Source organism: Actinacidiphila glaucinigra (assembly GCF_900188405.1).
Classification (GTDB): Bacteria; Actinomycetota; Actinomycetes; order Streptomycetales; family Streptomycetaceae; genus Actinacidiphila; species Actinacidiphila glaucinigra.
The window spans coordinates 102,858-129,006 of record NZ_FZOF01000027.1; the positions used below are offsets into that span (position 1 = coordinate 102,858).

At 69.6% G+C, this 26,149-nt stretch carries 21 protein-coding genes and 1 pseudogene; 10 read left to right on the top strand and 12 right to left on the bottom strand.

Annotation, left to right across the window (positions count from 1 at the left end):
* Positions 1-89: 89 nt before the first annotated feature.
* Both CHF15_RS35335 and CHF15_RS35340 read right to left on the bottom strand, forming a co-directional pair.
* On the bottom strand, positions 90-941 hold the full coding sequence (locus tag CHF15_RS35335; protein ID WP_220093364.1) for a thioesterase II family protein: 852 nt from the start codon (positions 939-941) through the stop codon (positions 90-92).
* Positions 942-1,227: 286 nt separating this feature from the next.
* The gene (locus tag CHF15_RS35340; protein ID WP_089228012.1) at positions 1,228-2,025 is read right to left on the bottom strand and encodes an MBL fold metallo-hydrolase; all 798 of its coding nucleotides are present in this window, start codon (positions 2,023-2,025) and stop codon (positions 1,228-1,230) included.
* 96 nt (positions 2,026-2,121) lie between these two features.
* Between CHF15_RS35340 and CHF15_RS35345 the strand changes: the two genes are divergently transcribed.
* Positions 2,122-2,730 (top strand): ABATE domain-containing protein, encoded by a 609-nt coding sequence (locus CHF15_RS35345; protein ID WP_089228013.1) that lies wholly within the window; start codon positions 2,122-2,124, stop codon positions 2,728-2,730.
* A gap of 42 nt (positions 2,731-2,772) precedes the next feature.
* On the opposite strand, the gene CHF15_RS35350 is transcribed toward CHF15_RS35345, so the two are convergent.
* Positions 2,773-3,519 carry a cysteine hydrolase family protein gene (locus CHF15_RS35350; RefSeq protein WP_245939204.1) on the bottom strand — a complete coding sequence of 249 codons (747 nt, stop codon included), beginning with the start codon at positions 3,517-3,519 and terminating at the stop codon, positions 2,773-2,775.
* A 213-nt stretch (positions 3,520-3,732) separates the two neighbouring features.
* Here CHF15_RS35350 and CHF15_RS35355 point away from each other — a divergent pair, with 213 nt between their 5' ends.
* Positions 3,733-4,740 carry a hypothetical protein gene (locus tag CHF15_RS35355; RefSeq protein ID WP_089228015.1) on the top strand — a complete coding sequence of 336 codons (1,008 nt, stop codon included), beginning with the start codon at positions 3,733-3,735 and terminating at the stop codon, positions 4,738-4,740.
* Positions 4,741-4,785: 45 nt separating this feature from the next.
* Here the strand turns inward: CHF15_RS35355 and CHF15_RS35360 are convergent, their stop codons facing one another.
* The 4 genes and pseudogenes from CHF15_RS35360 to CHF15_RS35375 all read right to left on the bottom strand — a co-directional run bounded on the left by CHF15_RS35360 (position 4,786) and on the right by CHF15_RS35375 (position 7,840).
* On the bottom strand, positions 4,786-5,358 hold the full coding sequence (locus CHF15_RS35360) for a TetR/AcrR family transcriptional regulator (protein ID WP_089228016.1): 573 nt from the start codon (positions 5,356-5,358) through the stop codon (positions 4,786-4,788).
* Between the two features lie 50 nt (positions 5,359-5,408).
* Positions 5,409-6,233, bottom strand: a pseudogene (locus CHF15_RS35365) (IS5 family transposase).
* A 44-nt stretch (positions 6,234-6,277) separates the two neighbouring features.
* Positions 6,278-6,862, bottom strand: a complete 585-nt coding sequence (locus CHF15_RS35370) for a DinB family protein (protein WP_089228017.1) — start codon at positions 6,860-6,862, stop codon at positions 6,278-6,280.
* 234 nt (positions 6,863-7,096) lie between these two features.
* Positions 7,097-7,840, bottom strand: a complete 744-nt coding sequence (locus CHF15_RS35375; RefSeq protein ID WP_245939207.1) for an AraC family transcriptional regulator — start codon at positions 7,838-7,840, stop codon at positions 7,097-7,099.
* A gap of 54 nt (positions 7,841-7,894) precedes the next feature.
* On the opposite strand from CHF15_RS35375, the gene CHF15_RS35380 reads away from it, so the two are divergent.
* From CHF15_RS35380 to CHF15_RS35400, 5 genes are all read left to right on the top strand, one after another.
* The gene (locus tag CHF15_RS35380) at positions 7,895-9,079 is read left to right on the top strand and encodes an MFS transporter (protein ID WP_089228019.1); all 1,185 of its coding nucleotides are present in this window, start codon (positions 7,895-7,897) and stop codon (positions 9,077-9,079) included.
* 120 nt (positions 9,080-9,199) lie between these two features.
* Positions 9,200-9,745 (top strand): hypothetical protein, encoded by a 546-nt coding sequence (locus tag CHF15_RS35385; RefSeq protein WP_089228020.1) that lies wholly within the window; start codon positions 9,200-9,202, stop codon positions 9,743-9,745.
* A 422-nt stretch (positions 9,746-10,167) separates the two neighbouring features.
* On the top strand, positions 10,168-10,575 hold the full coding sequence (locus CHF15_RS35390) for a hypothetical protein (RefSeq protein WP_089228021.1): 408 nt from the start codon (positions 10,168-10,170) through the stop codon (positions 10,573-10,575).
* 181 nt (positions 10,576-10,756) lie between these two features.
* On the top strand, positions 10,757-13,318 hold the full coding sequence (locus CHF15_RS35395; RefSeq protein ID WP_179280107.1) for an NACHT domain-containing protein: 2,562 nt from the start codon (positions 10,757-10,759) through the stop codon (positions 13,316-13,318).
* Positions 13,319-13,640: 322 nt separating this feature from the next.
* Complete coding sequence (locus tag CHF15_RS35400; protein ID WP_089228023.1) at positions 13,641-14,696, top strand: aldo/keto reductase; 1,056 nt, start codon at positions 13,641-13,643, stop codon at positions 14,694-14,696.
* Between the two features lie 338 nt (positions 14,697-15,034).
* Here the strand turns inward: CHF15_RS35400 and CHF15_RS44550 are convergent, their stop codons facing one another.
* Positions 15,035-15,328, bottom strand: a complete 294-nt coding sequence (locus CHF15_RS44550) for a hypothetical protein (protein WP_179280102.1) — start codon at positions 15,326-15,328, stop codon at positions 15,035-15,037.
* Between CHF15_RS44550 and CHF15_RS35405 the strand changes: the two genes are divergently transcribed.
* On the top strand, positions 15,260-15,619 hold the full coding sequence (locus CHF15_RS35405) for a helix-turn-helix domain-containing protein (protein WP_265737420.1): 360 nt from the start codon (positions 15,260-15,262) through the stop codon (positions 15,617-15,619). The genes CHF15_RS44550 and CHF15_RS35405 overlap by 69 nt on opposite strands.
* A gap of 221 nt (positions 15,620-15,840) precedes the next feature.
* Here CHF15_RS35405 and CHF15_RS35410 read toward each other — a convergent pair whose 3' ends face one another.
* The 3 genes from CHF15_RS35410 to CHF15_RS35420 all read right to left on the bottom strand — a co-directional run bounded on the left by CHF15_RS35410 (position 15,841) and on the right by CHF15_RS35420 (position 21,911).
* Positions 15,841-16,596, bottom strand: a complete 756-nt coding sequence (locus CHF15_RS35410) for a bactofilin family protein (RefSeq protein ID WP_089228024.1) — start codon at positions 16,594-16,596, stop codon at positions 15,841-15,843.
* A 182-nt stretch (positions 16,597-16,778) separates the two neighbouring features.
* Positions 16,779-17,162, bottom strand: coding sequence for a VOC family protein (locus CHF15_RS35415; protein WP_322975713.1), 384 nt, complete (start codon positions 17,160-17,162; stop codon positions 16,779-16,781).
* A 228-nt stretch (positions 17,163-17,390) separates the two neighbouring features.
* Positions 17,391-21,911 carry a family 78 glycoside hydrolase catalytic domain gene (locus CHF15_RS35420; RefSeq protein WP_089228026.1) on the bottom strand — a complete coding sequence of 1,507 codons (4,521 nt, stop codon included), beginning with the start codon at positions 21,909-21,911 and terminating at the stop codon, positions 17,391-17,393.
* 919 nt (positions 21,912-22,830) lie between these two features.
* Here CHF15_RS35420 and CHF15_RS35425 point away from each other — a divergent pair.
* Positions 22,831-23,736, top strand: a complete 906-nt coding sequence (locus CHF15_RS35425) for a hypothetical protein (RefSeq protein WP_089228027.1) — start codon at positions 22,831-22,833, stop codon at positions 23,734-23,736.
* Positions 23,737-23,805: 69 nt separating this feature from the next.
* On the opposite strand, the gene CHF15_RS35430 is transcribed toward CHF15_RS35425, so the two are convergent.
* Positions 23,806-24,777 (bottom strand): SMP-30/gluconolactonase/LRE family protein, encoded by a 972-nt coding sequence (locus tag CHF15_RS35430; RefSeq protein WP_089228028.1) that lies wholly within the window; start codon positions 24,775-24,777, stop codon positions 23,806-23,808.
* Between the two features lie 134 nt (positions 24,778-24,911).
* Here CHF15_RS35430 and CHF15_RS35435 point away from each other — a divergent pair, with 134 nt between their 5' ends.
* Positions 24,912-25,916, top strand: coding sequence for an ArsR/SmtB family transcription factor (locus CHF15_RS35435; protein ID WP_089228029.1), 1,005 nt, complete (start codon positions 24,912-24,914; stop codon positions 25,914-25,916).
* Positions 25,917-26,149 lie beyond the last annotated feature (233 nt).

The following is a 26,149-nucleotide window of genomic DNA, read 5'->3' on the forward strand; positions in this document are numbered from 1 at the left end:
ATCGGGGCCCACGCGCGAGATCGCGCGTGGGCCCCGACAGTCACCAGGGCGGCAGGCGCGGGATCTCGATGTGACGGGGGCGACGCGAATCAGTTCGAGATCGGGAGTCGTGAGAGCAGGTCCTGCACGAGGCTGTCGGCCTCGTCCACGAGGTAGAAATGACCGCCGTCAAAGGAGCGGTGATGAAAGCCTGACCGCGTGATGGCCGACCAGGCCATGACGGAGTCGTGATCGAGGTCCGCTTCACCGTCTCCGTAGTACGCGACCACGGGAACATCGAGGAGGGAGTCCGCGTCCGGGATGCGAGCGTCGTAGCGTTCCAGCAGGCGGTAGTCCGCGCGGATCGCGGGTAGCACGAGCTCGCGCAGTTCGACGTCGAGGAACACCTCGGCCTGGGTGCCGCCCATCTCGGACAGCTCCGCGATCAGCTCCTCTTCGCCTGCATCCGCCAGCCCCGGCCTCCTCTCCGTCCCCGGTCCGCCGCGTCCTGACACGAACAGTGCGGTCGGGGTCCGTCCGTGTTCTTCCCCCAGACGAGTGGCGAGTTCGTAGGCGACGGACGCCCCCATGCTGTGTCCGAAGAACGCGACGGGAACGTCGAAAAGATCACGGGACGCATCGGCGAGATCCGCGACCAGTTCATCCATCGTCTCGGCCGGAGCGTCCAGGAAGCGGCTCTCGCGTGCCGGGTACTGGGCGGCGAGCAGTTCCACGCCTTCCGGTACGAGATCCTTCCACGCGCGGAAGAACCCGGCGTTGCCTCCCGCGTGCGGAAAGCACACGAGTCGCAGCCTGGGAGCCGGAGCGGGCCTGATGGTCCGGAACCAGCGGCTGGTCGCCGTCTGGGACGCGCCGGTCTTCTGTGGGTTCACTTGGATCCGTCCGGTTGAGTTCATCGCGGCGGCAGCGCCGCCCAGCCTTTTCTGCGCCATGCCGTCCATGGGCTTCGCCGGACCGGTGACCGCGGACCTTCGAAGAGCGTCCGTATCGCAGTCACGGCACCATGCGCGTGCGGAACCGGGCGACGGGCGGCGACACCTCGAGGGATCTCGGTGGTCGCCCGGCTGAGTTTATCGCTGACGGCCGGCAGCAGCGTATTGAGCACCGCCGCCGGACGGGCCGTCCGCCAGTTGCCTTCTGACTGGGCGGCCACCGGTGCAGGACGCCTCATCGCCTGCACCGGGTTCGGCCAAGTGGGCGGGAACGGTGGGGTGGGGAGCCGGCGGTTCAGGCCGAGGAGCCCTGCCTCCAGTCCTGGTCCAGGCGGTCGGCCAGGCCCGCGGCGGTGAAGGCGGCCTCCAGGTCCTCCCGGCCCTCGGTGAAGTGGGCCCAGCTGCCGTGGTGGACCGGGACGACACGGCCGGCGTCGAGGATCCGGGCGGCCTCGGCGGCCTGCGCGCTGTCCAGGACGATCAGGTTGCCGTCGAAGAGCATGGGGAAACGAGGTGCGCCGGCGAACAGGATGGCGGTGTCCACCGGGGCGAAGCGCCCGGCGATCTCCTTGACGGCGTCGAGGGAGGCGTTGTCGCCGCTGACGTAGACCGTCGGCAGGCCCTCTCCGGTCAGGACGAAGCCGACGACCTGTCCGGTGAAGGGCTCGACCTCTTCGCGCGAGCCGGGGCCGTGGATGGCGGGAACAGCGGTGACGGTGACAGTGCCGCCGCCCGGGCGCTGCAACTCGACCGTCTCCCAGTCGGCCAGGCCCTTGGCTTTCTGCCCGAGGCGCTCGCCGCCGCTCGGGGTGGTCAGGGTGAGCGGGACGTCGGCGAGCAGGGCGCGGCCGGAGGTGTCGAGATTGTCGGCGTGCTCGTCGTGGGAGAGCAGGACCACGTCGATGGGGCCGATGTCGGCGGGGCTGCCGGTGGAGGGGGCGGTCTTGGTCAGGATCGGGCGGCCGGGCCGGCCGTAGTCGCCGGGGCCGTCGAACGTCGGGTCGGTCAGAAACCGCAGGCCGCCGTACTCGAACGAGGCGGTCGGGCCGCCGTAGGTGCGGACCGGGAACGGATCGGTACTGGGCTGGGACATCACGTCTCCCCCACTTCTCACGAAAAAACTCAGCTTTTAACGTGACACCAGGCTAGGCGACCATCACGGAAAAATGCAATCGCTACCATGAGGCGCATGGACGACACCCTGGCCACCGACGCAGCGCGGACCGCCCTGCCCCCAGCTCCGGGTGCCGACCAGTACCGCTCCCTGGACTTCGCCAACACCGCCGCGACCCTGCCCGCCGGCCAGAGCTACGACCTGCTCGCCACGCCCGGATCCGCCATGCGCTGGCTCGCCGCCCACGACCTGACCACCGCGGACGTGCAGCTGTACGAGGTGTGTGCACAACGGATGCGGACGCTTCGCGCCCACATCCGCACCCTGTTCGCCGCCCGCGTCGGCAGCGCCACACCGCCCGAAGACTCCCTGCGCGCCGTGAACGACGCACTGACGGCTGTACCCACCGCACCGCTCCTCGCCTGGGACGCGGCCCAGGGACTGCGCCGCGTCCAGGCACACCCCATCGACCGGGCCGTCAACCACGCTCTGGCGACCCTCGCCGCCGACGCCGCCGACCTGCTCACCGGTCCCGACGCCGACATCCTCGCCGCCTGCGGCTCCGCCCCCTGCGACCGATTCCTCATGCGCACCCACGGCCGGCGCCACTGGTGCTCCACCCGCTGCGGCGACCGCGTCCGCGCCGCCCGTGCCTACGCGCGGCGCAGCGGCACCTCGGACTGACTCCCCGCCCAAGGCTCCTGTTCACCTCCGGCTGCGAGCTCTTCAGCGCATACTGTCGAGCACTTCGTCAGTCGACAGCAGCGCATGGGCGAAGAAACCGTAATTGATGATCGCCGCCTGATATCCGTCGCCCCAGACCGGGTGCCGTGGTCCTGCTGTCGCATCCCTGACCACGGCGACCTCGAACCCCTCCTCGACGAGGTGACGCAAATGGGATTCGACGCACATGTTTGCCAGCATCCCGCCGAGAACAATCCTTTGCATTCCCCGCTTGCGCAGCTGCAGTACCAAGTCGTTGGTTTGCGGCCCGAATACCTTGTGCGGGCTGGCGACCACCGTTCTGCCGTCCTCGATATAGGGCTTGAACCGGTCCAGCCAGTCCGCCCCGGAGTTTCGGAAGCCTGTCAGATCGAGCTGTCCCGCCCGCGCGAACGTGTGGCTCTCGAGCTCGCTCGTCTCGAGGGGCCCGTTCATTCGCCATCCGCTGTCGGTAGGGTAGAAGTAATGAGGCGAAATGAAGACCTCATATCCGCCCGCCTTCGCGGCCTCGAAGATTCTCTCCATGTTCTCGACGGTCCTGTTCTCCGTGACGCTCACCCCCACCGCGTCCCAGGCCGCTCCACTCTCGCTCAGCACGTCGTTCTGCGGGTCGATGAACACAACCGCCGTGTCGGTGTTATTGATTTCCACCTGGCGCTCCTGACGCGATGACAAACCCTGCAGCGGATGCCTTTCGAAGCCCTTCCGGCCCCGTCGTTCCACCTTGCCCCAACACGCGACGTTCCGCATCGGTGAATTGCTGCACCTCGGTCGCCGCCCCCGCCTTCCCATGGCGTGTACGACCGCCCCCGGGGGCCCGGCCCACCACGCAGGCCGGTCTGGTCGCCTGCGCTCCCGACGCACCTAACCTACTCGCAGTAACCTACGATACGTAGGTTACTGCGACAGTTGCAGAGGAGCGAGAACGATGGATCTCTCGTACGTCGGCCGTGGAGCCGCGTCGTGAAGCGGGTGCTCGTGGTCGGGGGCTATGGGCTCGTCGGAGGATGGGTGGTCCGCCTCCTCTGCTCCACCTGGGATGACGTGGAGGTGGTGATCGGTGGCCGTCGCCCGGAAGAGGGCGAGACACTGGCCGAGGAATGCGGCGCGACCGTCGCGCACATCGACACCACCGATGCGGAGACAGGGCTGGCATCGCTCGGCCCCGTCGACCTGGTCGTGGCGGCGGTGCAGGACCCGGACGACGATCTCCTGCGGGCCGTACTACGGGCGGGGATCGCACACATCGGCCTGGTCCGCAAGGCGGACAACCTGGGCCCCACGGCCATCCTCGCAGCCGATCTGGCGCGAAGGCCCGCCATGGTCATGGGCCACTGGCAGGCGGGAGCCGCGACCTTCGCCGCCCTGGCGACCGCGCGGGAGTTCGGCCGCGTGGAACGCGTGGAGTTGTCCGCTCTGTTCGACTCGGCAGACCCTGCCGGCCAGATGTCGGCGGCGGACAGCGCCTCGTTCTTCACCCGGGCTCTGATGCGCGCCGACGGCCACTGGAGGTGGGTCGCGCCGGGCGACAGTGTCCGTACGGTCCGGAGAGCAGGCAGGGATCCCTTCGACGCCCAGCCGATGGGCGTGTTGGACGTGCCTGCCGTGGTTGCGGCGACGGGCGCCACTCATGTGCGCTTCGACATCGGCCTCGGCGAATCGGCTGGTACGACCGCTGGCGGGGCGGCCTCCCACGAGATCTACGTCGACATGTGGGGTCAGGACGTCCACGGCCGACCGCTCGCACGACGCACCACGATCAGCGACGGGCGTGGGCAGGCACACCTCACGGCCCTCGGTGCGCTGATCGGCGTCGAGCGTGTCCTGGGCCTGGACGGCGGCGAGCAACTCCCGGCAGGACTGACCATGCCGGAAAGGGTCATCGACCCGTCGCACGCCGTCGACCGGCTCCGGCAATTCGGGGTCACCGTGACGACGGAGTCGCTTCCGTCATGGCGATCGCCGGTGTGATCCCAGTGGCCCAGAGCCGGGAGGAGCGCGCCCGTCCCGCATCGGTCAGCCGTTCAGGGTGTTCAGCATGATGCGGCTGATGCCCCGGACAGCCGTGTCGCGCTCCAGCCGTCCCGAGGCGGCCTCACGGGCGAGCGCCTCGGTCGCACCGATCACCCCCAGTACGAGGACGTCGGCGTCCGCCGGCATCGCCGTGAAACGCTCCACCGCTTCGCGAAGAATTCTCGCGTAACGTCGCCGGCCGGCCAGCAGCACACTCTCCGCACCGGCAATGGAACCAAGCGCGGCAGTGACCGTGCCGAACTCCTTGCCGGTGCCGAGCGTGCAGTCGACATAGGCCTCGGCAGCAACCTGTACCGCTTCCTCCAGGGTGGTCGCCCGGGAGTCGAGTGCTGCCCGCGCCGCCTCTGCCTGTTCGTCGTCGATCCGTGCGTAGAGCATGGCCAGCAAGTTCGTGCGCGTTTCGAAGTGCTCGTACGCGACAGGCTTCGAAACGCCGGCCCCCTCGGCGACGCGGGCGAGAGTCAGAGCGTCGGCGCCCTCCGCGCGCACGATCGCGGCCGCGGTGTCGAGCAACTGGACGTGGCGATCCGCGTACGACATACGGCGCTCGGCCATGACTTCGGCTCCCTCCCGAGCAAGTTACTGAAAGTAGCTTAGAGGACGTCTCACGCGGCACGTTTCGCGAGCTTCTTGTAGCAGGTCAGGGCAGCGGCCAGGCCGAGGAAGGCGAGGAAGTGCGAGCTCTTTCGTTCGTATCAGACGGTCAGGCGGCGGTAGCCGAAAAGCCAAGCGATCGACCGCTCGATCTTCCAGCGGTGCCGACCGAGGCGTTCGCCGGACTCGATGCCTGGCCGCGCGATGCGCGTGACGAGCCCACGCTCGCGCAGCCAGATGAGGTGTTCGGCGGAGAAGTACGCCTTGTCCGCACGGGGTTTGGCGGGCCGGCGCCGCCGGGGTCCCCGGCGGGACCGGACGGCGGGGATGCCGAGGATGAGCGGCTTGAGGGCAAGACTGTCGTGCATGTTCGCACCTGACACGGCGACGGCGAGCGGGATGCCCTGAGCATCGGACAGCACGTGCAGCTTGCTGCCCTTCTTGCCGCGATCGACCGGGTTCGGCCCTGTCGGCGATCCCCCCTTTCGGCGCACGGAGGCCGCGTCGACGATCGCCGAGGTCCAGTCCACTTCGCCCCGAACCCCGAGTTCGTCCAGCACCGCCCGATGCAGCCGACGCCACAGGCCGACCTCGGTCCAGACCATGAAGCGGCGATGCGCGGTGGCGGAGGACGTGCCGAACGTCGGCGGCAGATGCCGCCGGGCACAGCCACTGGTCAGCACGTACACCACTGCGGTGAACACGGCCCGCTGGTCGCGGGGAGCGGTGCCGCCACCTTGCGGTCGAGCCGCGAACGACGGCAGGAACGGGGCGACCAGCCTCCAGAGCTCATCAGGAAACAGACGCTTCGACAGATCAGCACTCGCGGCCGGCATCATGCCGCTCGAACATCAAGCGACAAGTCACGGGGGACAGCCTTCTATGCCTCGACTGATGCGGCCGATCTGGCGGCCTGCTCGATCTTCGCGCAGTAGGCGGTGCGGGCGTCCTCATCGATCTGCATCTCTTGTTCGGGTCGCATCCCGGTTCGGCCGTCCACGCCTTCGCGCAGGATGTCGGCGTGCCCGGCATGCCGGTTGGTCTCGCCGAGGACGTGGACCAGGATGGCGAACAGGTTCGTGTTGTGAAAAGGCTCCGGCCACCACGGCACGTGGCCCGGGGCATCGAGGGCAAGCTCGTCGATCGTCGCATCTGAGTGTTCCCACGTGCGCCGGTAGGACTCGATGATCTGATCGCGCGTCTCGTCCTCAGCCGCCCACAGATCGCTGCCGTCGTGGTCCTGCCACCGGGGCAGCGGTTCTGGGGACGGCCGGTCAAAGACCTCGCCCAAGTACCTGGCCTCGACGCCGGCCACGTGTTTGACCAGGCCGAGGAGGTTGGTCCCGGTCACTGTCAAAGGTCGGCGGGCGTCGTATTCGGACAGGCCGTCGAGCTTCCAGAGCAGCGCCTTGCGGTCCCGCCGCAGTCGCCCGTGCAGGGTGCCCTTCGCGAATTCATCGATCATGCGGCATGAGCCTGCCATGGGCTACTCGTGGCCTCAAGATCCCGTACGTGGACCGCAACGACGGGCAGTGCTGAAGCCCGGCCATGGCCACTCTCCCGAGCCACTGAAGAAGCTCGCGGAACTTGCCACGTGAGACAGCCTCTTGAACCGTGTCCTGCAGGCCGGGGGGGGACGAGCCTCTGCCAGCAGCGGAGGGCAGTTGCGAGACCGACCGCCTCGTGGCTGGGTCAGTCGTCAGGTTGCGAGGTGGGTCCCAGGGGTGTGGCCGAAGGTGCGGCGGAAGACGTCGATGAAAGTACTGGCCGACGACCATCCGCACTGGTGGGCGACGGTCGTCACGGGTGCTCCGTCGGCCAGGAGGATCAGGGCGCGATGGAGGCGCAACTGGGTACGCCATTGAGGGAAGGTCATGCCGAGGTCGCTGCGGAAGAGCCGGGAGAGGGTTCGGTCACTGGCTCCGATCTGCTGGCCGAGTTGGTTGAGGGTGCGGTTGTCGGCAGGGTCGTCGCGCAGCAGGTCGTACAGGGCGCGCAGCAGTGCGGAGGCGGGCGTCGGCAGATAGAGCGGTGTCTCGGGGGAGGTCCGCAGTTGGTCGAGGAGCACCGCGTGCAGGCGGTCGCGCTCGGGGCTGCGGTCCTCGGGGGTGCGGGTGTAGGCGATGATCAGTTCGCGTAGCAGGGGGCCGACGGCCAGTACCGCGGGCGTGTCCAGCTCCAGCGGGTTGTAGCCCACCGCGATTCCCAGGAGGTGGAGCTGGGTGTCACCGTGGGCGTAGTGCTCGTGGAGGGTGCCGGCCGGCACCCAGATGGCGCGCGTGCTCGGGGCGATCCATGTGCCGGCCTCGGTCGTCACCGACAGGACGCCCCGGGCCGCGTAGACCACCTGGTGATCGTCGTGACGGTGGGCGTCGATCCCGCTGCCCGAGGGCAGCTGCTGGGTGTACGTCGGCGTGTCGACAGAGTGGCGGGTTTTCCTCATCATGTGGCAACTTATCGAAAGCGCGACACGTAGGGCGGCTCGCAGCATGGCTGCATGCGAAGGAACACATCCATCAATCTGCTGTCCGTCGGCCACGCCTGTGTCGATGTCTACCAGGGAGCCGTGGCGGCCTTGGTGCCGTTCTTCGTCTCCGAACGTGCCTACACCTACGCGGCGGCGTCTGGTCTCATCCTCGCCGCCTCGCTGCTGTCGTCGATCGCGCAGCCCCTGTTCGGCGCACTGACCGACCGGTGGGCCATGCCCTGGCTGCTGCCGATCGCCACGGTGCTGGGCGGGGTCGGTGTGGCCCTGAGCGGGCTCAGCCATTCCTACGCGTTGACCCTGGTGTTCGTGGCGGTCTCCGGGATCGGGGTGGCCGCCTACCACCCAGAGTCCGCGCGGGTCGCCCGGCTTGCCAGCCTGGGCAGTCACCGGGCCATGGGCTGGTTCTCCACCGGTGGCAACGTCGGCTTCGCCCTGGCTCCGCTGCTGGTTGCGGCGGTCGTGGCCACCGGGGGGCTGCGTTGGACACCTCTGCTGGTGCTGCCGGCGCTCGCGGGCAGCGTGCTGTGTCTCCCCGCGCTGCGGGCGCTGCGGCGTATGCACGCCGACGGGACGATCAAGGCGGCGCCGGTGGGAAGCGATGACGCGGCGTCGTTCGTGAGGCTGTCGCTGGCGGTGGTGTTCCGTTCGATCGCGTTCGTCGGCCTGAGCGCGTTCGTCTCCCTCTACGCCGCGCAGCGCATGGGCGGCAGCTCCCTGGCGGGCTCCGCGGCGTTGTTCGTGCTGTATGCCGGCGGCGTGGTCGGTTCGGTGCTGGGAGGGAGCTGGGCGCACCGGTGGGACCGGGTGACGATCTCCGCCTGGTCCTACCTCGTGAGTGTGGCCGCGGTGGCGGGCGTGGTGTTCGTGCCGGGACCGGCTCTGTATGTGTTCGTCGCGCTGACCGCGGTGGGTCTGTACGTCCCGTTCTCCCTCCAGGTCACGCTCGGCCAGGACTACCTCCCGTCACGGGTGGGCACCGCGAGCGGGATCACGCTCGGCCTGGCGGTCAGCATCGGGGGTCTGGCCGGTCCCGCGATCGGCGCCCTCGCCGACGCGACGTCCCTGCAGACCGCCCTGGCCCCGCTGATCGTCATGCCCGCACTCAGCTGGCTGATGTTCCGCACACTGCCGGAACCCGCCGTCCATCAGCACGACAGCGACAGGGCCCTGCAGCCGGCGCATTCCGAAGGCTGAGCCAACCCGCTCCGCGTCGCACTGAGACGATAGGGCGATGCGATCACTCCGTGCGCCGGGCTGTGCCGTGCCGCTGCTCGCCATTGGTAGGGAGAGGCTGCGGCGTCCGAGGGGGAATCGTTGAGCATTCAGCGGCTGGAGGGCGCGGTATCCGACCTTCGTCAGCATCGACGTGCTCAGCCTCGCGGCATCAACTGGGAGTTGGTGAGTCAGTTGCTGGGGACGACCCTGCCGAGCGACTACACAGAGCTGATCGACTGGTACCCCGATTTGATCATCTCGGACTTCATCGCCATCACCCGACCTGGGCCAGGTCGTGAAGAACGCTTCGTGGACTCCCAGCGGGAGGAACTCGAGGACCTGCGAGGTTTCCGGGACGAGGGCTGGACCGGTGGCCATGAGGTCTTTCCGACGCCGGGTGGTCTCCTCCGCTGGGGCGGCTCCGACGAAGGAGACGGCTTCTACTGGCGCACGGCAGGAGGTACTCCCGATGAGTGGACCGTGGTGGTCGGATCCCGCAACGGCCACTGGGCCGACCTTCACTGCGGCCTGACGGAGTACCTCGCCCGCCTTCTGTCAGGGCAGGCGGAGCCCCACGGGTTGCCTGCGAACATCGAAGAAGGGGGCGGAACCGTCGACTACGAGATGGACGACGACAACAGGTAGATCCTCGGGCGACGGCGGGGCCACTCTCTCGGTCGTGAGGCGGCCGCTCCGGCAAGCAGTCCCCCTGACCAGAGACTCTCCGCCCAGCTCTGCCGACTGAGACACTGCGACCGTGCCGACAACGACCCAGGATGAAGAACGGCTACTTCATGGCGGCAGCACTTGGAGCACAGCCCTCCGCCGGCATGCGGGCACCCCGGAAGCCGGCCCTTCCTGCTCGTAGCCACCCTCGATGGGAATCTCGGTACCGCCACGCGCCGACGGGTCCGAACGACGGCCTACTCCTTCTGCGGCAACTCTTCGAGCGCCGAGACCGTGCGCCCACCGCGGACCACGGGCAGCCCCCGCACCATCCGGCAGCTGGTTCAACTCCGACGCATGCGAGGCCATCCCGAAGGGAAGGACGGGGAACGGAGGACACAATGGAAGCGATCGCGGGCGAACTTCTCATGGCGCTGGCCGGTGGCACGGCAGGCGCGGCGGGGCAGCAGGCATGGATGTCACTGCGCGACCTCGTGCGGCGCCCCACCGCACCGGACACCGGTCCCGAAGGGCCCGGGGAAATCCCGTCAGGCGAAGAAGAATTCGCTGCCCTCGACGAGGAGGCCGAAAGCGCGGAACGCGCGCAGGCGCTCGCCCGCGCGCTGGCGCTGCGAGCCACATACGACGACGCCTTCCGGGAGCACTTCGCGGCCTGGCGGAGCGCCGCGCAGGACACTGTGGCGCGCCCCGGTGGGGGCAACGTCGACAACAGCGTCACGGGCGGCCGCCAGGGCACCGTCATCATGGGGCGGGACTTCCACGGCCCCATCACATTCAACCAGCCATGACGCGGCGCCTGCCCTGTCGCACTGTGACATCCTGCTACGGCTCCACCAACCCGCTTCCATGTGGTCGCATGCCCCGGGCCGGCCGCCCGGTAGCGGGTGGGGGGAACCGCCGCACGGGCACGACGGGGGTGTACGAGGTGGAGCTTTCCCGCAGGCCGCAGAGACGGTCCGGTTGAGCGGCATGTCGGAGCAGGCACAGGGCGACGTGCACAATGTGTTCTCCGGTGGAAGTGCGACATATGTGATCCAGGGCCGGGACTTCGGCGACGTGCACCTGCATCTGCCGACGCCGCCGACCTCGCCGGACCGCGCCGCCGTCGAACTGGCACGCGTGGTGCTCGCCCAGTGGCGTGACGAGGCGGGGGCCCTGGGCCTGGCCGGAAACGCCAGGCTCGCGGTGGGCTGGCGGGCCGACTGGACGGTCGCCGACCACCGTGAGCACATCGGCGCAGACGTGGCCGGCAGCACCGCCGGCCTCGCCGACCTCGCCGCCGGATTCCGGGCTCTGCCCGCCCAGCGCCTGGTGATCATCGGCGGCCCCGGTACGGGCAAGACGTCCCTGGCGATCCTGCTCACCCTGCAGTTGCTCAGCCTGCACGATGCGACGCAACCCGTCCCCATACCTCTGCTGGTCTCGTCCTGGGACGCGAACAAGGAACACTTCGACGTCTGGCTCGCGCGCCGTATCCACGAGGAATACAACGGCCTGACCACGGACCTCAACCGGGCCCGGATCCGCGAACTGGTACGCGACCGGCGGGTACTGCCGGTTCTCGACGGCCTCGACGAGCTACCGCCCCTGCTCCGGTCCGCGGCGCTGGCCGGGCTCAACAAGGCGGGTACCGATGGCGCGCCGCTCATCCTCACGTCCCGCACAGCCGAGTACACCGAACTCGTCGAGGAAGAGGATGTGCTGCAGGCGGCGGCCGTGATCACGGCACAGCCCGTGGACGGGGCCGCGGCGGCGAAGTACCTGCGCGACTCCTCCCATCCGCAGCGCACCCAGCAGTGGCAGGTACTCCTCGACCACCTCACATCCCACCCGGAAGCCGCGGCGGCCAGAGCCCTCTCGTCCCCCCTCATGCTCTGGCTGGCCCGCACGGTGTACGCCCGAGCGGGTGCCAACCCCGGCGTGCTCGCCGACGAGTCCGTCTTCCCCGACGTCGTGGACATCGAGCGGCACCTGCTGGACTCCATCATTCCCGCGGCCTTCCCCTCCGGGCCGGCCTCGCCCCATCAGCCCCGTCCGGTACGCGAGTGGGGGCACGCGCAGGCGCAGCGTGCCCTCGGCTTCCTCGCAGCCCATCTCACAGCCACGAAGACGAAGGAGTTCGCCTGGTGGGAGTTGCACCGGGCGAAGCCACCGACTGTCCTCAAAGCGCCGGTACTGGTGGCCTGCTACCTCCTGGTCATGGCGGGCTCCTCGAGGTTCCAGGACTGGATCACCGGAGGCGATCCCCTCCAAGCCTTCCAGGTGGCCGCAGGAACCACGATCGCCCTGATCTGCGGCGTCTCCGGAGGCATGCTCCTGCTGCTCTCGCAACTGTGGAAGGGCCCTCTTCCCCGCCGCCTCGCCGCGTTCGGCAGGCACCGCTCCCGCATCCCGGGCCTGTTCTGGCTTCTTGTGTTCCTGGCGCCCATCGCCCTCCTCCTGACCCGGGACGAACCGCTCCTGGCGCTGGGCTTCATCGTTCCGCCTCTGCTCATGATGGTCGTCGGCGCGCCGGCCGACACCGCGCAGTCCGTCGGACCGCGGGCATTGCTCAGTGGCGAACGGGCCAGCACCATGCTCATGCTGCTGGGAGTCGCACCCGTCATCGGGGCCATCGGCAGCCTGGCCGTCGCCCAGGTCCCCGACCGCACCGTGTTGCTCGGCAGCTGGCTCTCGGGAACGGCGGGCGTGGCTGCGGTGATCCTTGCACTCAGTCCCTGGACGCAGTGGCTGCTCGCGAAGGTGACACTCGCGAGCCTGGGGACGCTGCCGTGGTCGACCATGGCGTTCCTCGAGGACGCGCGCCGGGTGGGGCTGCTGCGACAGATCGGCGGCGTCTACCAGTTCCGCCACGCCCAGCTCCAAGCACGCCTCGCGGCCCATCGGCGCGGCAGCGGCCCGCTGCGCCGTCGACGGCGCAGCGGCACCCGCGCACCCTGGCCGGTTCGCCCGCTTCCTGCGGCGAGCAGCACCCCACAGGAAGGGCGCGTCCCCGGCTACGTCGGGCTGCGGCGCCGCAGAGGGCATCCGCCCATCTACGTGATCATGTGGACGTTAGCGCTGCTGTGGACCGGCATCATCACCTTCGAGGACGGCTGGCACGATCCCGGCGCCTTGCAGACCGTGGGCTTCTTCGCGGTGCTTCCCCTCGTCATCGACCTGCTGATCCCACCCCTCACCTGGCGTCGGGCCGAGTTGCGCCTGGACGAGGAAGGGGTCGAGTTCGCGCTGGGCAAACGGACACTTCGCTTCGAGTGGCGGGACGTCGCGACGGTCGCACCGCGCCTGTTCGAACCGCCGCTCGGCAAGAACGACGACGGCACCGTCATGCTCCACCTGGAGCTCACGCCCGAGGCCGCTCCGGGGTCGCGGATCCGCGTCAACAGCACGGGATGGGTGGCCCTGTGGCCGCTCGACAGCCCCACCGGAGACCCGGCCGACGCGACGACCCCACCCGAATTGCATGACGCGCTCGTACGCTTCGCGGGCGAACGATGGAGGCCTCCGGGCACTGCCGGCCTGCGCCGGTGACCAGGCGTCTCCACTGGTCCACTGTCCTGCTGTGGGCAGCGGAGCCGACAGACCGCGTACGTCAGCAGGCCGCTGTCCGACGACCGGTCGGCGACGTCGGAACCCATCAGCAAGCGACACGGCCAGTCGGGGAAGACGGAGTGACGTGGCCGGCCGGCGCTCGCCCTGAGCGTCGCGGAACCTCACGCCGCTGCGCGAGCCCGCTCCCGAGTTCACGAAAAGCCCGCCCCGCCAGGATCACGGCATGCCCCAACTCGTTTGCCATGGAGTGGACTTCAACTCCTAGGATGCGCCAGGTTGGCCCGACAGTGAGGAAGACACCATGCGATACCGCACACTCGGCCGCACCGGCATCGAAGTGAGCACGTACTGCCTGGGCACGATGATGTTCGGATCGGTCGGCAACCCCGACCACGAGGACAGCGCCCGGATCATCCACGCCGCCATGGACGCGGGCGTCAACTTCATCGACACGGCGGACATGTACTCGGCCGGTGAGTCCGAGGTCATCGTCGGAAAGGCACTACGAGCATCCGGGCGGCGGGACGAGGTCGTGCTCGCGACGAAGGTCCACTTCCAGATGGGCGAGGGAAGAAACCGGAGCGGGAACTCCCGCCGCTGGATCACCCAGGCTGTGGAGGCGAGCCTGCGGCGGCTCGACACCGAATGGATCGACCTCTACCAGGTGCACCGTCCGGATCACACCACAGACATCGAGGAGACGCTCGGGGTTCTCGGCGACCTTGTGCAAGCGGGAAAGATCCGGGCGTTCGGGTCGTCGACGTTCCCGGCCGAGGAGATCGCGGAAGCGCAGCATGTGGCGGAGCGACGCGGCCTCCAGCGCTTCCGGACCGAGCAACCCCCGTACTCGATCCTCGCGCGAGGCGTGGAGGCCGCGGTGCTGCCGACAGCTCAGCGGTACGGCATGGGAGTGCTGACGTGGAGCCCGCTCGCCTCCGGCTTCCTCAGCGGCCGCTACCGGGCGGGGCAGGCAGTCGATCTCACCACCGGGCGTGCGCGGCTGAACCCCGCCCGCTTCGACCCGTCGATCCCGGAGAACATCACCAAGCTGGCGGCCGCCGATCGGCTCGCCGAACTGGCTGCGGACATCGGCTGCACTCTGCCGGAGTTGGCAGTCGCCTTCCCGCTCGCCCATCCTGCCGTCACCTCGGTCATCATCGGCCCTCGCACGGCGGAACAGTGGGAGGCCCTGCTGAAGGGGGCACGGGTGGTCCTGGACGATTCGGCTCTCGATCGCATCGACGAAATCGTTCCGCCGGGCATCAATCTCTACCGCCCCGACGGCGTCTGGCAGCCACCAGCCCTGACGGACACCACGCTCCGCCGCCGCCCGACGGACGAGCGGGCCGCATCGTGACTGAGGCCGCATCCTCTGCGTTGCGGCACGCGGGGAGCAGACAAGGTAACCCAGCCACAGCTCGCACCCCCTCGCGGAACTACTCGGGATGAGGCTTGGCCCAGCGACATTCTTCCCACCCGCCCTACAGGACAGGTCAAAATGTCACCCGATCGTGCAGCACCCCCACTTTCGCTGCAGTGGCCCTGGCGGGCCACGTGTCGGCCCTGGATGGGAAGGGCTCCCGCCGGGGGCGGGGGCCCTGTCGGTGTACTGACACCCGCAGAACCTGCAGACGTCCCCAGGCCGGAACCGCGTAGGGCGCGAGCCCTGGAGCGCGGTTCCGGCCCGGCGCCGTGCTACTTCGTCAGGTAGGCGTCGACGATGGTCTCGTCGACGGTGTTGCCCTGCTTGTCCACGGCCTGGGCCTTGAACGACACGCTGCCGCCGGCCTTGGGGTTGCTGACCTGGACCCGGCCGTCGCTCACGCTGAGCTTGTGCCAGGTGGCTCCCTTGTCGTAGGAGGCCCACACGCTCAGGGACTTGAGGTTCCGGCCCGCGGCGGCGCCGTGGACGGTGACGGGATGCCTACCGCGCGAAAGGGTGTTCGACACCCACCGGTCCGACAGCTCATCGAACACATCACTGCCCATCTGGCCCATGACTTGACCGCGGCCGCGTTGGCGGACCGCGCGGGCGTGACCCCGCGCCACCTCACCCGGCTGTTCCAGGAACACCTCGGGCAGCCGGCCGCCCGGTTCGTACGCCAGGCACGCACCGAGGCGGCCGCTCAACTGCCGGCGTCCACCGCGCTTCCGCTGGCAGGCGTGGCCACGCGGTGCGGGTTCGGCTCGACCGAGACGCTGCGCCAGGCTTTCACCAACCGATACGGGATCTCGCCGTCGCGCTACCGAGCGACACGGACCAGGTACTCCGCCAAGTAGGGCCAAAGCGCGCGTCGCCGGAGTCGGCCCAGCGGGTGAGGCGGCAGGCACGACGGCGGGCACGGCGCCCGGGCCGATCGCCCCGCAGAGGGTCGGGTACACCATCGGCAACCAGGTCATCCCGCACCCATCAACGTCGTCACCCACGCCCTGACCGGCGACGCAACCCGAACCGGCCCGCCTGCTCCCTCCCACCCGACCAGGGCGACCTCGTCGCCCTCTTACTGCTTCTGCGGCAGCTCTTCCAACGGAGCGACTGTGCGCCCACCGCGCACCACGGGCAGCCCTCGGACCATCCGGTCGATCATGTGCTCGTAGAGCAGGCCCGCGTCGGCCAGGTCGAGGTCCTCACCGGGGGTGTCGCCGTCGGCGAGGAGGACTTCCGGCACCAGCAGGTCGGACAGAGCGGCGTGGGGCGCCGGATCCTCGACGGCAAGGCCGCAGCCGTCGAGGTCGACGTAGTCGGGCACCAGGGCCCGCCCGCGCAGACGTCCGCCGACCTCGGGGAGGAACTCGTCCCACATGATCGCCAGCCGGGCACGCAAGTCGCCGAGGACCTCGACGTGTTGCTCGATGGAGTTGCCGAGGAAGGTCTCGACCTCGATGTTGCCCTGGACCAGGAGACGTGAGGTGCCGGTGAGCACGAGGTTGGCGACCTTCAGATCGCCGAGGACTATCAGCGACGGGCTGCCGTAGTCCAGGTTGAGAACGTTGCCGTCGACGTGGAGGTCGCCGTCGATGACGTATCCGGTGACCGCGCCGTCGATTCCCTCGTATTCGGGTCGGCCGCCGGCATTGATCCAGGGGTTCTGATGCCGGTACTGGTGATCGTCCAGCCAGAGCGAGCCGGGCAGTGCCGCCGGCCCCGGGTGCAGGATGTACTCCTCCTCGTCCAGGTTGCCGTAGGACTCCTCCGGGAAGCCGCGACGCTCGAACAGAGCGACCGTCTCCGCCCATGTCTGGTAGATCGTCTCCATGACCGACACAGTAGGCGCGCGCACTGACAGCTCGCCCACCCACCCAGGGAAAACCACGCGTTGAACCGTGCCAGGGCTGGTTGCCAACGACGTTTTCTGGCCCCGGTTTCCGCTGGACCGCTGACGTGAGGCGGACGTACTCCTGTAAGCGAAGTCGTAACCCAGGGCGGACGTTGCCTGACCTACTCGTCGTCACGACACAGGCAGAAAGGATGGCCGGCCGGGTCGAAGAGCACCCGGACGTTCTCCTGCGGCTGGAACTCCGCGATGGTGGCGCCCAGGGCAACCGCCTCGGCGACCGCCGAGTCCAGGTCGCCGACCTGGAAGTCGAAGTGCATCATCGGGCGCTGGTCGCCGTCGGCCGGTGGCCACACCGGAGCACGATAGCCCTCCGCCTGCTGGAACACGAAGAACGGTCCCTGAGGGGAGGCGGCCACGATGGCTGTTCCCGGCTCTTCGTGCCCGATGTGCCAATCAAGGAGTTCGGCATAGAACCTCGCCAAACCTCCGGGGTCCGGCGCTTCGATCGTCGTCCCCCACCACATGCCGCCCGTTCGAGATCGCATGCTTGAGCCTATCCGAGACCCCCGCACACGCCGATGACGCTGGCACCGAAGGGACTCAGCGCGCGCGACACGACAGGTCGCACCCTGCCTGATGCGTCGCCGGCACCGACATGTGCATACCCGCGCCACCTGCGAGCGACCGGGTCCGGAGATCACCTCTGCCGCGGGCCGTGTGCCTGAGCACCCCGTCTCCGGGGGTGCTCAGGCACACGGCAGTCGCCAGTGGTCTCAGTCGACCGGCATCACCCACACGTCGGCGATCGACGGGTCGTAGTCGGCGCCAGTGTCCTGGAAGCGGATGCGCACGGTGCCGTCCGACGTGCCGGCCGAGGGGTCCACCACGAACTGGTGCGTGATGGTGCCCTGGCCGCCCTCGCTGCGCCTCAGGTCCACGCTGTGCACCACCTCGCCGTCGACCTGGACGTCATACGTCTTGCGCCGGGCACCGTCGAAGGTCTCGACGACGCGGACCACGAAGCGGCCACTGGAGGGTACGGCGGCATCGAACTCCATCCAGCCTCCCGGGTAGGAGGAGTGGGTGTAGCGCCGTGTCAGCCCGGCCTCGGTGTTCGTCCCCGAGTGCTCCGACGCCGTCAGCCGGTGGGCGGACTCCGACGGTCCGTCACCGAGGTCGACGTGGTCGCTCGACGCCACGGGTGGGGTGGGCAGCGAGACCGCGATCGTGCCGGTCGCCTGCTCCGCCGCCGTCGTACCGGTCGCCACGGTGACCGTGGCCGCCCGCTCGACGACGGTGAGCGGCACCGTCACAACGGCTTCAACCGTTGCCTCCTGCCCCGGATCCAGGCGGTATCCGACCGGGTTCGGCGTCGGCCAGCCGTCGGGGAGGGCGAGCGTGAGTTTGCCGGACTGCGCCACATCGGTGCGGTTGGTCAGCACGGTTCTGACGGTGGCCTTCTCACCCGGGGCGGCCGGGTCAGGCGTGGTGGACACGCCGTCGATGGCGACGCCGGGGGCGACCACCAGGCCCGCCGACACCGGCAGCGTCGCCGTTCCTCCCGCGTACTGATAGGACACCGAGCCCGTGAGGTCGGCCACGGACGCCTGCGCGTCCGCCGCAACCGTGACGTCGTAGGCGTGCTCGAGCGTACTGCCCGCACCCGTGGTCGACGCGTGCCGGCCCACGGACTTCACCGTCCAGCCGCTAGGCGCCTGCAGAGACGAATCCACGCCGGTCAGCGGCTGCTTGCCGGTGTTCTTCAACGCCACCTTCACGCGGACGACATCGCCCGGGAGGATCTCGCCGGCCGGTACCTCCAGCGTGGCCACCGCGCCGACAAGGCGCGACGACGCCCGCGAGAGGGTCTGCTCGATGCCGGTCAGCGCATCACGCAGCGCCTTGGCCGCCGTCTTGTCGATCGCGCCCTGCTCGGAGTACGTCTGCGTCCACCGGTCGAGGTCGGCCACGCCGGCGAGCGCACGGTGCACCGCGGCGGCGGTCAGCCGCTCGTCCGCGCCTTCGCTCTGCAGGCGCCACGCAGCAGCGAGCTCACTGCGCATCAGGGCGGTGCGCACCTGCAGGTGACCCTTGGCGATCTTGCCCAGACCCCGCGCCTGCAGCGCGTCGACATCGTCGGAGAACGACGCTGCCTGCGCCCGGGCCGCCCCCAGGTCCCCGAGCACCTGGTCGACCGCGAACGCGTAGCGCCCCGAGCCGACCTCCAGCACCACGTCCCCGTCGGCCTGCTCGACGTATGTCACGTCGTCGACCTCGCTGATCGGCTTGCCGCCCTCGGTGACCGCCCAGCGGTTCGCCGCCGGGATGCGCACCTCGGCTGTGGTGTTCGCCGGCACGGTGACGTCGAGCTTCATCGTCCCGGAGGTCGTGTTCCACGCGCTGCGCACTGTGCCGTACGGCGTCTCGTGACGGAAGTCGACGTGGTCGACGCCCTTACCGGGCTCCGGGGCGATGAGCACCTTGCGGTAGCCCGGCTCGGCAGCCGAGACGCCCGCCATGGTGCGGTACATCCACTCGCCGACCGCGCCGTACGCGTAGTGGTTGAACGAGTTCATCCCCACGTCGTTGAAGGTTCCGTCGGGGTTGATGGAGTTCCACCGTTCCCAGACCGTGGTCGCGCCCTTCCCGATCTCGTAGCCCCAGGACGGGTAGTCCTCGTGCTGCAGCAGCCGGTAGGCGATGTCGGAGCGGCCCGCCTCGGTGAGTGCCGGCAGCAGTCCGTCGACGCCGAGGAAGCCGGTCGACAGGTGGTAGTCGCGGCGCTCGAGGGTCTCGACGAAGTTGGCGACGACCTTGTCGCGCCGGTCGGCGGGGGCGAGGTCGTTGGTCAGCGTCAGGATGTACGAGGTCTGGCTGTCGCCCTTGACGGTGCCGTCGGCGCCGATGAACGCCGCCTGGTACGCCGACCTGATCGCCTCGTAGCGCTGCTGGTAGGCCGCCGCGTCGCCGTCCCGGCCGATGGCGGCCGCCATCTGCGCGAACTCACGTGTGCTCTTGGCGACGAACGCGGTGTCGAGCACGTCGGCCGGGGTGGCGTCGTCGAGGTTGAGCCAGTCGAGATAGCCGCCGGCGGAGCGGATGTGGCCGGTGGAGTCGGCGTCGAGGAAGTCGACGTACTTCTTCATCATGTCGTAGTTGTCGCGGATGACGTCGGTGTCGCCGTACGCCTGCCACAGCGTCCACGGCACGTGCACGCCGGCGTCCATCCAGCCGGCGGACTCGTAGCCGCCGTCGAAGCGGCCGGGGACCACGGGGGCGACGCCGGGCAGCGAACCGTTGGGCCGCTGGGTGTCTCTCAGGTCCTGCAGCCACTTGGTCAGGAAGGACTGTGCGTCCATGTTGTAGACGGCGGTGCGGGCGAAGACGTTGATGTCGCCGGTCCAGCCCATGCGCTCGTCGCGCGCCGGGGTGTCCGTGGGGATCGACAGGAAGTTGCCGCGCATGCCCCAGACGATGTTGCTGTGCAGCTGGTTGACCAGGTCGGAGCTGGTGTCGAGGCTGCTGGTGAGGTCCCCGTCGGTGCCGACGACGACGCCGACCAGGTCCTTGGCCGCGGGGGCCTCGTCGACGCCGGATATCTCGACGTACCGGAAGCCGTGGAAGGTGAACGACGGCTCGAACGTCTCCGGCTGGTCGGAGGCGAAGGTGTAGTAGTCGGTCGCCTTCGCGCTGCGCAGGTTCGCGGTGTAGAGCGTGCCGTCGGGGTTGAGCACCTCGCCGTGCCGGATCTTCACCGTCCGGCCCGGCTCGCCCTTGAGGGTGAGGCGTACGTGGCCGACCATGTTCTGCCCGAGGTCGTAGAGGTAGGTACCGTCGGTCGGCGAGTCGATCCGCTTCGCGGTCCTGAGCTCCTGGGTGACCCGTACGTCGACCGCGGTCTGCGGTTCGAGTACGTTCACCGGCTCGTCGCGGACGTCAGCCGCGGCCCAGTTCGCGTCGTCGAAGCCGGGCTTGTCCCAGCCGGCGACCTGCTTGGCCACCCGTGCGTCGTAGGACTCGCCGTCGAGCAGGTCTGCCTCGCGGGTCGGGCCGCCGGTGGTGGTCCAAGTGCCGTCGGTGCGGACGGTGGTGCTGGTGCCGTCGGTGAACTCGACCAGCATCTCGGCGATCAGCGAGTTGTCCTTGCCGTAGACGTCGGTACCGAACATGGCGACCTTGCCGCTGTACCAGCCCGGTGCGACCTCGGCGCCGAGGACGTTGGCGCCGCCGCGGACCTGCCGCGTCACGTCGTAGGTCTGGTAGTCGATGCGTTTGTCGTACGCCGTCCAGCCGGGTGCGAGTTCGGCGTTGCCCACACGCGCCCCGTTCAGCCGCAGTTCGTACACGCCGCGCGCCGACGCGTACACGCGTGCCCGGGCGACCTTCTTGGCGCCGAGGTCGAACTCCTTGCGCAGCAGCGGGACAGGCTTGTCGCGGCGCAGCCAGGCCTCCCCGCCCGCGCTGTCGACGCGCAGGCCGCCGCCGGTCACGGTGCCGGACGCGAAGGTGCGGTCGCCCGTCGGGAAAGCGGTGTCGACGAGGACGGTGCCGTCGGCGCTGGTGACCGTGACGTCGCGGACCAGACCGCGCTCCGCGCCGCTGGTGCGGAAGCCCATCGTGCCGGGGCCGCCGAACGTCGCGTCGGTGCGCTGGTCCAGCTGCTTGCCGTCGACGGTGGTGGTGATCGTGCCGCCGTCGACGGCGATCGCGTAGTCGTGCTCGGCGGTGAAGTCGAAGCCGGCCGGGAACGGTGTCGCCTTGAGGACCGAGTAGCCGCTGTTGCGTTTCACGTGCGGGCGCAGCGCGTCGTCGGTGTCGCTGATCTGCCACATGTAGGCGTTCTCCGTGTCCTGGCCACGGAAGTAGACGCCGAGTGCCCCGTTGATGTCGGAGGCGGTGAACTTGATCGTGTAGTCGGTCCACTTGGCGCCCAGTGCCGGGGTGTCCGCACCGATCCACGCGGCGTTCCAGGGCTGGGCTCCCAGAGCGGTGCCGAATGTGGCGGGCGCGCTCCACTGGGAGGCGACGCCCCGGTCGTCCCAGATGCGGACGGACCAGACGTAGTCGGTATGCGGCTTCAGCGCGGGGCCGCCGTAGCGGACGTCGACCGACTGGCGGGAGGAGACCTTGCCGCTGTCCCAGACGTCGGGGTGGTCAAGGCGGTTCGCCGAGGAGGCGACGTGTATCTCATAGGCTCGCTGCGTGACGCCGCGGCGCTCGGAGGCGAGCTGCCAGCCGAGAGTGGGGGCGGTCAACGGGACACCGAGCGGGTCGTCGAGGGCGTTGACCGTCAAGTCTCCGACGCTCGTTGCAGCGGGGGCTGGGGCGGCGGGTGGGCTCGCTGCCGTCGACGTCGTGGTTGCCACCACGACGAGGACTGATGCAGCGACCACGGCGGCGATCTGCTGACGCACTGGCACTCCTCAAGAGGGGTACTGAAACGCTTCAATGACACTCTGAAGCCGATCACACCTCTCTGGCAACGAGCTGGACAGATTTGATGGAACCGATTCGGGAGTTGGTTGAATCGGTTTAAGTCGCCGGGCCACCGCCCACGTGGTAGCGGCCGGGCCGGGTGGCCCGGCCCACGGAGCCCATCGTCCGCGCTGAGGCGGGCTGCCGTGGGGGGCGGCGTGGACCAGATCTACCGCGCCGAGCTCCCAGGAGGCGCCCCCACCAACCCAACACCCGGCACTGAACCGCCGGATGATCGGCCGCACCGCAAGAGGGGGACGCCGCCCTCCGTCATTCCGCGGGTCTGCCCAGGGAAACCGTCAACACAGCGGGCGTGCCTGGGTGAAGGGTTCAGGGGTAGGCGCTCAGTTGGAGCAACGCTTCATCCCCTGGGCCCACTCGGAGGTCGAGGGCCGACCCCGGCTCCCCTCCGCAACCACGCTGCGAGGCGAACATGCAAGATCGAATAGAGATGGCTTACACAGGATGGCCCGACGGGTCTCCCCTGGGGGTTCTGGTCACCGTCATCGTGATGATGGTCGCGCTGGTGATGATAGCCAAGCTGCTGCGCGACAAGCGGTGACAAACCAGAGGATGGTACGCAAGTTGACGTCCGGTTCGTGATTGCGGGTTGAGCGAGGTCGGCGGGCCGCGTGTCCGCGTCCGGCGTCGGAGAGCGGGCTGGGTGAACGGGTCCGCCGATCCGGAGTGAGCCTGGGCAATGTGAGCCCGTCGAGGTGTTATGGCACCATCCCCGTTGTGGATGACCGTACGCATGAGGTGGATTGGTCCGGCCTCTTCCATGCCTCGGGCCCCGCCGGTGACACGCCGCGGTATCTGGCTGCTCTCCTCGGCGACGATGCGAAGGCGTTCGTCGACGGGTACTCGCACCTGTGGTCGGCGACGCTTCGTCGCGAAGGCAAGGCCTGGCCTGCGACGGCGCCCACCGCGCTGTTTGTCGCCGAGCTCCTGGACGACCCGCTGCTGGGGCCGGATGATCCCTCGTTGCCCGATGCCATGCTCGCCTATCTGTACGAGGTCGGCGTCGCCGCCGACCTCGGAGACCGGGCCGCGGAGATCCGTGCCCGGGTCAAGGACCGCGCACCGGAGGTGCGGGCCTGGACCGCCGAGTACGTGTCGACCGATACGGATGGCCGGGCCCGGATGTGGCGGGACGGCACGGGTCTGGGTGAACTCGTCCTCGATCAGGCGGCGCTTGCCTGCTTCGACCTGGTTCCCGCACTCCTGCGGCGAACACTGCCTCACCTCGCGTCGGAACGCGCCAGGCGCAGGACATGCGCCGCCGCAGCGGTCGGGTCCCTGGCGCGGCATCCCGTAGCCTCCGCGCAACGTCCCGAGTTGCTGGAACAGTTGACGTCGATGGCCCGGGCCACCGGTTCCTCGTACGACTTGGCGACGATTGTGATCGCCATCGGCCACCTCGACGGCGAGACGCGCCCCTGGCTGGCTGACCCGCATACAGGCGTTCGGGTCTGCGCGGCCCTGGCGCCCAACCTTGCCGGCGACGACGCAGCGAACCAGGTGCTGATGGAACTGGCTCGGTCGCCGCAAGCCTTCGGCAGGTCCTTTGGCGACCTGGCTCCACCCATGCAACTCCAGTCCAAGTCGTACCAGGACCTGCTCACATGGCGACGCGCGAGTTGACTCCCGTTGCCCGGGGCGGGGGTTACGGTCGCGGCAGTCCGGCGCCGCCGCCGAGAACCGCCGGCGCGGTCACCGAGACGGGCGGGCGCACACCGGGTCGTCGATCGCGCTCACGGTGTACGGGGGCCGGCCCGGCGGTTCGTCGTTCTGGCTGTTGACGACGTAGATCCGGCAGCCGTGGCGGGCCAGCGTCGTGGGCAGGTCGAAGGACTCGCCGGTAACGCGGTGCGTCACCGCGCCGGAGCGCAGGTCCGGGTCCAGGTCGGCGATGTAGACACCGTTCGGCGCGCCGTAGTTGAGCACCGCGTACAGCGTCCGTCCGCGCAGCACCATCCCGTCGGCCCCGAAGGACGCTCCGCCCAGGTCCACCTGGCTGATCTCCCGGTTGGCGACGTCCACCCGCCACACCGCCTCGGTCCCGTTGGACGCCACCAGCAGCGTACGGCCCGACCGGTCCGCGACGATGCCGTTGAGCAGCCAGTACTGCGCGGGGAACTGCGGGAAGGCGGAGCGGACGTCCAGCCACGGCTCCAGCGGCCCCAGCCGCCCGTGGCGGATGCCGGCCCGGTACACCACGGGGTTGGCCCAGTCCGTGGCGTACACGGCGTCGTCGGTGATCACGAGGTCGTTCAGGTCGGACGCGCCGAGCGGCCCGCCCTGTGCCGTACGCGTGGCGAGCAGCCGGCCGCGGCGGTCGTGGACGGTCAGTTCCGCTCCCCCGACCGAGTACACCCGTCCCCGGCCGTCGGTGTGCACGCCCAGTGTGCTCGGGCGGTCCGCCAGGCCCTCCGCGCGGAAGGGCCGCAGGCGGGCGTCGCGGACGTCGCCCCGGTACAGCGCGCCGGTGCCGTCGGAGGACACGTACATCGTGCCGTCGCGGTCGATCGCGATTCCCTCCGGCAGCACACCGGGCGCCCGGGAGACGACGTAGGTGTGCGGCAGTTCGTGCGCGGCGGCCGGGCCGGCCTGGACGGGCATCGCCGCCAGGCCGGCCAGCAGGACCGCGGCGCACAGCCGCGGGAGTCGGGTGCTGTCGGGCATCGTCGCAACCTCCGGGGAACGTGATGGGCGTCCTCGCGGTGCGGGGACGCCCGAGAGCCTGCCGGGCCCCGGAAGCGGCCGCATCGCCTTTCACGTCTGGGCGAAAGGCTCCGCCGGGCCGATAATCGGTCGTCGTGATCCGCTTACACTTCGACACCGCCGATCTGCGCCGGGTCACGCTCGCCCCGGCGCCCAACGCCTTGTGGGAGGCGGTCCTCAGCGTGCGCGGCCTGCGCGCGCCGACCGCCGGAACGGGCCGGTCGCACCCCGCAGCCGGACAATGGCGGCGGCGGTTGAACGGCAGCCTGGCCGACCGCGCCGGCGTCCTGCTCGACCTGGTGCCCCGCGACGGCTACCTGCCCGACTTCCTGCTCCAGCCCGCCGCCGGAGACCTCGCGACCGCCGTCGACCTGGCCGGACGCACCCCTGCCGAACGCCTCGCCGCCGACCTGCGCGTCCTGCCGGGCCCCGGCGGGACGGGCCGCGGTCAGGAGCCGCCCAGCCGCTGGATGCTGGAGCTCGCCGCTGGGTCGCCCGCCGCACGACGGGTCCTGACGGCCGACCTGAGCGGCTACTTCGCCTCGTCGATCGCCCCGCTGTGGCCCCGGGTCCGCACGGACGGCGTGGCGGACCGCGCCCTGCGGGCGGAGATGCTGCTGCGCGGGGGCGTCGACGCTCTGCTGACCACGCTCGCCCCCACCTGGCGCTGGGATCCCCCGATCCTGCACCTGCCGTCCCGCTACGACTACGACGTCCCGCTGTGCGGCCGCGGGCTGCTGCTCATGCCGTCCTGGTTCGCCACGGGACCGATGATCCGGTACCAGCCCGACGAACCGACCGTGCTCGCCTACCCGATGCACGTGCCCGAGCCGGCCGGTCCCCCGGCCGCCCCGTCGGGCGCCGCCCTCGGTCCGCTGCTCGGACGCACCCGGGCGGCGGTGCTCCAGGCCCTGAGCGAGCCGGCCACGACCACCGCGCTGGCCGAGCGGGTCCAGGTTTCGCTAGCGGCGGCCAGCCAGCACGCCGGGGTGCTGCGGAACGCCGGACTGATACGCACGACCCGGATCGGCACCGCGGTCCTGCACACCCTCACTCCGCTCGGCGCGGCCGTGCTGTCGGGCGAACCACCCGCGCCGTAGTGCCGGCGCCAGGCCGACTCCGCTGAAGGGCTGTCCAGGACGGCTGCGCCGCAAAAGTCGTTTCACGACGTCCTGCACAACGTCGAGAATGCCCATATGACTGCAGCACTGGTCAACTTAACCCGGCCGTGAAGGACCGGGCTTGCAGGTAGGTACACGACTGGGTGTCGTGTGCTCTCCCGCATCTGAGCCCCTGCTAGGCAGGGGCTGGGACGCGTGACGCACGCCCCGCA

Coding starts and splice junctions, on each gene's coding strand:
- CHF15_RS35395 (WP_179280107.1), top strand. CDS start 10,757: ATGTCGGAGCAGGCACAGGGCGACGTGCACAATGTGTTCTCCGGTGGA.
- CHF15_RS35370 (WP_089228017.1), bottom strand. CDS start 6,862: ATGATCGATGAATTCGCGAAGGGCACCCTGCACGGGCGACTGCGGCGG.
- CHF15_RS35340 (WP_089228012.1), bottom strand. CDS start 2,025: ATGTCCCAGCCCAGTACCGATCCGTTCCCGGTCCGCACCTACGGCGGC.
- CHF15_RS35375 (WP_245939207.1), bottom strand. CDS start 7,840: ATGAGGAAAACCCGCCACTCTGTCGACACGCCGACGTACACCCAGCAG.
- CHF15_RS35410 (WP_089228024.1), bottom strand. CDS start 16,596: ATGGAGACGATCTACCAGACATGGGCGGAGACGGTCGCTCTGTTCGAG.
- CHF15_RS35350 (WP_245939204.1), bottom strand. CDS start 3,519: ATGCGGAACGTCGCGTGTTGGGGCAAGGTGGAACGACGGGGCCGGAAG.
- CHF15_RS35360 (WP_089228016.1), bottom strand. CDS start 5,358: ATGGCCGAGCGCCGTATGTCGTACGCGGATCGCCACGTCCAGTTGCTC.
- CHF15_RS35335 (WP_220093364.1), bottom strand. CDS start 941: ATGGACGGCATGGCGCAGAAAAGGCTGGGCGGCGCTGCCGCCGCGATG.
- CHF15_RS35405 (WP_265737420.1), top strand. CDS start 15,260: ATGCCTACCGCGCGAAAGGGTGTTCGACACCCACCGGTCCGACAGCTC.
- CHF15_RS35415 (WP_322975713.1), bottom strand. CDS start 17,162: ATGCGATCTCGAACGGGCGGCATGTGGTGGGGGACGACGATCGAAGCG.
- CHF15_RS35400 (WP_089228023.1), top strand. CDS start 13,641: ATGCGATACCGCACACTCGGCCGCACCGGCATCGAAGTGAGCACGTAC.
- CHF15_RS35430 (WP_089228028.1), bottom strand. CDS start 24,777: ATGCCCGACAGCACCCGACTCCCGCGGCTGTGCGCCGCGGTCCTGCTG.
- CHF15_RS35390 (WP_089228021.1), top strand. CDS start 10,168: ATGGAAGCGATCGCGGGCGAACTTCTCATGGCGCTGGCCGGTGGCACG.
- CHF15_RS35380 (WP_089228019.1), top strand. CDS start 7,895: ATGCGAAGGAACACATCCATCAATCTGCTGTCCGTCGGCCACGCCTGT.
- CHF15_RS35345 (WP_089228013.1), top strand. CDS start 2,122: ATGGACGACACCCTGGCCACCGACGCAGCGCGGACCGCCCTGCCCCCA.
- CHF15_RS44550 (WP_179280102.1), bottom strand. CDS start 15,328: ATGGGCAGTGATGTGTTCGATGAGCTGTCGGACCGGTGGGTGTCGAAC.